Here is a 1,905-nt window from a genome sequence, read left to right as displayed (position 1 = left end):
CCGCTGCTTGACCGGCTACGATTTGGCCCACCTGCGCGATAGCGAGGGGCAGCTCAACCTCAACAGCCTGCTGTGCGGCTCGGAAGGCTCGCTGGGCTTTTTGAACGAGGCGGTGTTGAATGTGCTGCCGATTCCCAAGCACTCCACTCTGGTCAATGTGCGCTACACCAGTTTTATGGATGCACTGCGGGATGCCAAAGCGCTGATGGCCGCTAGCACCTCTTCACAACCTCAGCCGCAGGCGCTACAACCCCAGCCGCAGGCGCTTCGCCCGACTTCCATAGAGACCATCGATGACACCGTGCTGCAGTTGGCCATGGAAGACTTCGTCTGGGACAGCGTAGCGGAATTCTTCCCGGCGACCGCTAACACGGCGATTCGTGGCATTAACCTGATCGAGTTTAATGACGACGATGAAAGCGCCCTCGCCGAGCGGGTACAAGCCTTTACCGACCACCTAAGCCAAGACACCACCGTTGAACGCCTAGGCTACACCTTGGCCGAGGGGCGTGGGCAGATCCAGAAAGTCTACGCCATGCGCAAGCGCTCGGTGGGTTTGCTCGGCAATGTGCAGGGCGAGAAGCGGCCGATTCCGTTTGTGGAAGATACCGCCGTGCCGCCGGAGCACTTGGCGGACTTTATCACCGAGTTCCGCGCCGCGCTGGACGCCCGAGGCCTCGCCTACGGGATGTTTGGCCATGTAGATGCTGGGGTACTGCACGTGCGCCCCGCCATCGATATGAAGGATCCCGAACAGGAAACACTGATTCGCGCGGTATCCGATGAAGTGGTGGCGCTGACCCAGAAATATGACGGCCTGCTGTGGGGCGAACACGGTAAGGGTGTGCGCTCGGAGTACTCACCTAAATTCTTTGGTGAGCTTTATCCCAGCCTACAGCGGGTAAAAGCCGCCTTTGACCCCTATAACCAGCTTAACCCTGGCAAGATCGCCTCGCCTCTCTCTAACCCGCCCGGGGCCGCGGGCATTTCCACCTCGCCCGACGCTGCGGGTAAGCCTCAAAGCAGCGAGCTAATCGCCAGGGATAGCGATCCCGATCTGTTAACGGTGGATGGCGTGCCCATGCGCGGTCAGTTTGATCGCACCATCGATGAGCGCGCCTGGCAGGCCTACGACGCCGCGGTGTACTGCAACGGTAACGGTGCCTGCTACAACTACGACCTTGATGACCCCATGTGCCCCTCCTGGAAGGCGACGCTGGATCGTCGCCACTCGCCCAAAGGCCGTGCCAGCCTGATCCGCGAGTGGCTGCGCCTGCAGACCCAGGCGGGAATCGATGTCGTTGAGGAGTCGCGCAAGAAAAAAGCCGAAGGCGGCTGGGGCTTTATTAAACGCTTTCCGCTGCGGGTGGCGAATACTCTAAGCCGCAAGCAGCACCACGACTACTCCCATGAAGTTTATGACGCCATGGCGGGTTGCCTGGCGTGTAAGTCCTGCGCGAGTCAGTGCCCGATCAAGGTCAACGTTCCCCAGTTCCGCTCGCAGTTCTTGGAGGTCTACCACGGCCGCTACCTGCGCCCGATTCGCGACTACGTGATTGGCGGCACCGAGTTTATGCTACCTACCCTGGCCAAAGCCGCACCGCTGTATAACGCCGTGATTGGCCAGCGCTGGGTAGAGCAACTGATGCGCCGTACGCTGGGCATGAGCGACTCCCCGGCGCTTTCACGGGCCAGTGTTAAAAAGCAGCTGAACGCCTGGGGCGTCGCCGAGGCAACACCGCTCTCACTGGCCCTGTTAACCGAACAGCAGCGTGCCAATAGCGTGATTATTGTCCAGGATGCCTTCACCACCCACTTTGAAGCCAAGCTGGTGATGGACGTGGTGGAACTGCTCTCGCGCCTCAATCTACGCGTGTTTGTGATGCCCTATTCGGCGAACGGCAA

The 1,905-nt window shown here is 60.2% G+C and carries 1 protein-coding gene; it reads left to right on the top strand.

Translation table 11 applies throughout. The features are described 5' to 3' along the window. Window positions 1-1,905 (top strand): FAD-binding and (Fe-S)-binding domain-containing protein (locus K7H09_RS24280; RefSeq protein WP_330165633.1); only part of this gene is annotated, 1,905 nt, incomplete at both ends.

The organism is Halomonas sp. IOP_14 (genome assembly GCF_021021315.1).
GTDB classification, from domain to species: Bacteria; Pseudomonadota; Gammaproteobacteria; order Pseudomonadales; family Halomonadaceae; genus Vreelandella; species Vreelandella titanicae.
The sequence above is the reverse complement of the archived record's forward strand: the minus strand, read 5'-3'. Positions and strand labels throughout refer to the sequence as shown.